2 protein-coding genes are annotated in these 1,564 nt (G+C 38.8%); one reads left to right on the forward strand and one right to left on the reverse strand.

Annotation, left to right across the window (positions count from 1 at the left end; all coding sequences use genetic code 11):
• Positions 1 to 249: 249 nt before the first annotated feature.
• Positions 250 to 456: a hypothetical protein gene (locus tag F6K22_RS40585; RefSeq protein ID WP_293110797.1), complete on the reverse strand. Its 207-nt coding sequence runs from the start codon at positions 454 to 456 to the stop codon at positions 250 to 252.
• A gap of 162 nt (positions 457 to 618) precedes the next feature.
• Between F6K22_RS40585 and F6K22_RS40590 the strand changes: the two genes are divergently transcribed.
• Positions 619 to 1,314 carry a hypothetical protein gene (locus F6K22_RS40590; RefSeq protein ID WP_293110799.1) on the forward strand — a complete coding sequence of 232 codons (696 nt, stop codon included), beginning with the start codon at positions 619 to 621 and terminating at the stop codon, positions 1,312 to 1,314.
• Positions 1,315 to 1,564: the final 250 nt, after the last annotated feature.

A 1,564-nucleotide genomic window follows, 5' to 3' on the forward strand; every position in this document is an offset into this window, starting at 1 on the left:
CTAACTCTGAAGCAGGATGTACCCATGAAAAGGGACGTTTAAGAGAGGAGCCGTGATGAGGTGAAAGTCTCACGTCCGGTTCTGAAGACGAGTCGGGTAGGGTAACTTACCTGGCTTAGTTTAACAACTAAAACTTTTCACTCTGCCACTTCATCTAAATCTAAAATCTAAAAACTATTGCGCAATAGTTAAATTAATTATCAACTAAAATCAAACTATATAGCAGTTGAAGCAAAGGTTAGGACATTTCTAAATATTGAAACCCTTTGATAGTCTACTATTCCCTTTTCCCTTTCTTGGTGCGCGTTCCCTCTCTTGGTCAGCATTCCCTTGCGCCTGTCGGCGGCGCGGGGTCTGACCACTTGCGCCTGTCGGCGGTGCCGGGTAGCACCACTTGCGTCTTGCACCAACGCGAGATATGACAGCTTGCGTCTGTCGCACCCCGCGGGGTCGCACCGCTATTCCCTATTCCCGATTCAAGTAGCGCTATACCATTTCTCTTGTAACTTCATAGAGAAATGGCAAGAAAAATCTGTAGCTAATACTGCCATTCATTCTATAAAAATTAGCTATTCTCTAAAAAGGTAAATTTATAGGTAAGACAGTACGTTAATCATAATGCTGACACAAATCGTTCGTCCTATGGTTCGGACCCAGGTTCGGTTATTAGCAAACTGTCACTCAACCCGTCTAACATTAATTCATACAATTGCTAAATGGCTAGGTTTTTTGGGAGTAAAAGCAGAAGTAACCGAACTTGATGCTAGTCTAGACAAAAAAATAACTATTTCCTTAACAGTGGAAAAACCGGCATCTTGCGATAGTCAAGATTGGCAAAAAATTGTTGATGGTGTCAAACAAGAAGAAAATCAAAATAATTCCCAGGAAATAACTACAACCGAACCTCTCCAAAACATGACAACCAAGCAACAAGGAAAACTGCAAAGGTTGATAGCTTATGTTATTCAAGCAGGGGAACCAGATCGGGAAGTTAAATGGGAAGAAATATATCCTAATTTACAACAATTAGGATTAGGTGAAGAAATATTGCAAGGAATTCGTTCTGCAGTGAGAGTACGTCAGTCTATTGATTTATTAGTTGAAGAATTAGAGCCAGATGTAGCTGCTATTGCTCTACCTTTAGCGATTAATATTGCTCTTTTTGATCGGCAAGTAAACTCATCTGAAGATTATGCTTTAAGTTCGTTATTACAAGTAATGAAACAACCTACAACTGTAGAGAAAAATGTAGAGAAAAAAACTTTTAAGCATAAATTATATTGGCTACTAACTTCAGTTATTCCTCGATATTAATTCGGGTTTGCTGAAAAAGTCTTATATGTGAGGGGAGGAGTCAGGAGTCAGGAGTCAGGATAAATGGAAAATTTAGAGGAGTTAGTCGAATATTTTATCCCTCAATTTTTCTGTAATTATTCTCCTCAAAACTCTAACTTTCTCGTTGCTCAAGCTTAAAAAGCCAGACTTTTTTGAGCCTAAAACCTCTATCTATCAATGCTTTTAGATTTAATGAGCAAGCCCTAATTCATTGTTAATCCATATCTCC

It is taken from the genome of Okeania sp. SIO2F4, from assembly GCF_010672385.1.
GTDB lineage: Bacteria > Cyanobacteriota > Cyanobacteriia > Cyanobacteriales > Microcoleaceae > Trichodesmium.

What these genes read in the sequence shown, in the direction of transcription:
- F6K22_RS40590 (WP_293110799.1), top strand. Translation starts at nt 619, where the DNA reads ATGCTGACACAAATCGTTCGTCCTATGGTTCGGACCCAGGTTCGGTTA.